The following is a 2,167-nucleotide window of genomic DNA, read 5'->3' on the forward strand; positions in this document are numbered from 1 at the left end:
GTTTTGCCCACAAAAACGCGATTGTTGCCGGTATTTTTATTGCAACCCTGTTGAACCATCTTGTTTCAGCCGCACTCGGTGTCTGGCTGGCATCCGCTATTTCGCCCGAAGTCATGAAATGGGTGGTCGGCGGCAGTTTTATTGCGGTTGGATTATGGCTGCTGTTGCCGGATAAAGACGAAGACCCTGACGGCAAGTGGCTGAAATACGGCGCATTTACGGCGACGGTCGTCCTGTTTTTCTTGGCTGAAATCGGCGATAAAACGCAAATTGCGACGGTTCTTTTGGCGGCAAAATACCAATCTATCCTGCTGGTCGTGGTCGGCAGTATTGCCGGTTTGATGATTGCTTCTGTGCCTGCCGTGTATTTGGGCGAAATGCTGATGCGTAAAATTCCGGCCAAAGCAGTGCGTATTGCCGCATGTATCTTGTTCTGCCTGCTGGGTATTTTGACCCTGCTTGGCGACAGTATTGTGTTGAAGGCCGTCTGAAATGTGGGACATTGTTTTTGAACACAAAGATTTTGTGGTCATCAATAAGCCTTGCGGCGTATCGGTGCACAGCGAATCGGAAGGGAATGTTTGCCTGACTGCTTCGCTGGCGCAACAGCTCGGCGTTGAGCGCGTGTGGCTGGTTCACCGTTTGGACAAAGCCACCAGCGGCCTGTTGCTGTTTGCGCTCAACCGCGACAGCGCGACGGCTTTGTCGGCGCAATTTGCCGAGAAAACCATGCGTAAAACTTATTTGGCACTCGGTACGCACAAGCCGGCGAAAAAGCAGGGTTGGGTGAAAGGCAGTATGGCGCGTTCGCGGCGCGGTACATGGAAGCTGACGCGTGATGAGGATAATTTTGCCGTTACCCGTTTCAGCAGCCAAAGCCTGAAGCCCGGTTTGCGGCTGTTTGTGTTGTAACCGTTTACCGGCAAAACCCATCAGCTGCGCGTGGCCATGAAAAGCATAGGCAGTCCGATTTTGGGCGATACGCTGTATGGCGGCGATGAGGCGGAACATCTGTTTTTGCACGCTTGGCGTTTGGTTTTCGACTATCGCGGCGAGCATTTCGATATTCGGGTTGCGCCTGATAAAACATGGCCGTCTGAAATCGATTTGTCGGCGTGTTTGAACTCGGATGAGTCCGAATAGAAGCAGTGAAATTTTTGTGTATATTAAAAAAGGCCGTCTGAAAATTGTTCAGACGGCCTTTTGATTGTTTCAAGTTTACATTTCCAATTCGCTCAAGCCCGGCAAGTCGGCAAAACAGCGGTCATGCGTGATTTGGCAGAAGTTGTCCAGATAGCCTTTGTTGGCGTCTTCCGTACGAATGGCGGCATAAAGTTTGCTTTGTAGGCCGTCTGAAGTGATTTTGCGGTGGACGACGTAGCCTTTTTCCAAATACGGCATGACTGTCCAATAGGGCAGGGCGGCGATGCCGCGTTTGCTGGCAACTAATTGAATAATGGCGATAGTCAGCTCGCTGTGGCGGCGCGGCGGATTAATGCCTTTGGGCAGCAGCACTTTTTTGGGCAAATCCAGCATTTCGTCGGGGACGGGATAAGTAATCAGGGTTTCGTCGATAAAGTCTTCCGCTTCCCAAATGTCTTTGTCAGCAAGCGGGTGGTCTTCTGCGCAGATGCCGACCATTTCATAGGCAAACAGGGGGCGGTAGCTGATGCCGTTGAGCGGCTCGGCTTCGGAAACAATGGCGAGGTCGGCGCGGTGTTGCAGCAACAGTCCGACCGGATCGGCTTGGAAACCGGAAACGATGTCCAATTCAACTTGCGGCCATAAGGGGCGGAACTCACCCATGGCAGGCATCAGCCAGTCAAAGCAGGTATGGCATTCGACGGCAAGCCTGAGTTCGCCCGCTTCGCCTTCGATAATCCGTACCAGATCACGTTCGGCGGCGGCAACCTGCGGCAACAATTCGCGCGCCAGTTGCAATAGGCGCATACCGGCCGGAGTGAAGCGCAAAGGTGTGGATTTGCGTTCAAACAACGGCGTTTCGTAATAATTTTCCAAGGCGCGGATTTGGTGCGACAGGGCAGATTGGGTCAGGAAAACCCGTTTGGCGGCAAGGGAAACGCTGCCGGTTTCTTCTAAAGCCAGCAAGGTTTTGAGATGACGCAATTCGATAATAGAGTCCATGTGTTTTCAGACGGCCTGTGGG

The 2,167-nt window shown here is 52.6% G+C and carries 2 protein-coding genes and 1 pseudogene; 2 read left to right on the forward strand and 1 reads right to left on the reverse strand.

Going from position 1 to position 2,167, the window contains the following annotated elements:
• Positions 1-491 (forward strand): TMEM165/GDT1 family protein (locus ACTHUE_RS16405; RefSeq protein WP_440402961.1); only part of this gene is annotated, 491 nt, incomplete at its 5' end.
• A 1-nt stretch (position 492) separates the two neighbouring features.
• A pseudogene (locus ACTHUE_RS16410) lies at positions 493-1,143 on the forward strand (TIGR01621 family pseudouridine synthase).
• 75 nt (positions 1,144-1,218) lie between these two features.
• On the opposite strand, the gene ACTHUE_RS16415 reads toward ACTHUE_RS16410, so the two are convergent.
• Positions 1,219-2,145 (reverse strand): LysR family transcriptional regulator, encoded by a 927-nt coding sequence (locus tag ACTHUE_RS16415; RefSeq protein WP_070504237.1) that lies wholly within the window; start codon positions 2,143-2,145, stop codon positions 1,219-1,221.
• Positions 2,146-2,167: the final 22 nt, after the last annotated feature.

The organism is Neisseria sp. P0021.S005, from assembly GCF_051956955.1.

Bases quoted from the DNA above. Each gene is read 5' to 3' on its own strand.
- ACTHUE_RS16415 (WP_070504237.1), bottom strand. From the start codon at position 2,145: ATGGACTCTATTATCGAATTGCGTCATCTCAAAACCTTGCTGGCTTTA.